1 protein-coding gene is annotated in these 627 nt (G+C 75.3%); it reads left to right on the top strand.

All coding sequences use genetic code 11. The annotated features are described in order from the left end of the window. On the top strand, positions 1–461 hold a 461-nt coding region (locus L0B03_RS18840), incomplete at its 5' end, for a hypothetical protein (protein WP_250448645.1). Positions 462–627: the final 166 nt, after the last annotated feature.

The raw sequence follows: 627 nt of genomic DNA, 5'->3' as shown, positions 1-627 counted from the left end.
GTCAGCAGGGCCCGGGCCAGCACGAGCCCGGGCAGCACACCCCCGCGCCCCGCCCCCCGGTGGACCCTGAGGCGGCCCGCGAGGCGAGCCGGCAGGTCATGCACTTCGGGCTGATGATGCTCGCGACGATCCTCGCGGTCTCGCTGCCGCTGCCGTGGCAGGCCGCCGCCCTGGCCTTCGCCCTCGGTGCGGTGGTGCTGGGCATCCGCGCGCTGCGCGCCGTCTGGCGCAGCGGGCTGCGCGGCGCCCTGGTCGCGATCCTGGGGTTCGGCCTCGGGCTCGCGGCGCTCCTCACGCTGTCCCTGGTCACGATGCTCGCGCTGTGGCCCGTGCAGATGGAGCGGCAGTCCTGCCTGCGGGACGCGTTGACCATCTCGGCGACCACAGCCTGCGAAGACCAGTTCCAGCAGCGGCTCGACGAGACCCTCGAGCGCGTCCCCGGGATCGGCTCAGGCTCCTAGCACCGATCCTCCGGCTCACCGGTCGGGCTCGACCGGATCCTGATCGGGGTCCGCGACGGGCTCGACGACGCGGCGCCCGCGAAGGCGGTCCCAGGTCCGCCGCGCGCCGCGGGTGGTGGCCCTGCGCAGCAGCGGGTCGGCGGGCAGGGCGAAAGTCGGAGGCCAA

Source organism: Actinotalea sp. C106 (assembly GCF_023630195.1).
Classification (GTDB): domain Bacteria; phylum Actinomycetota; class Actinomycetes; order Actinomycetales; family Cellulomonadaceae; genus Actinotalea.
This window is presented reverse-complemented; position numbering and strand designations above follow the sequence as displayed.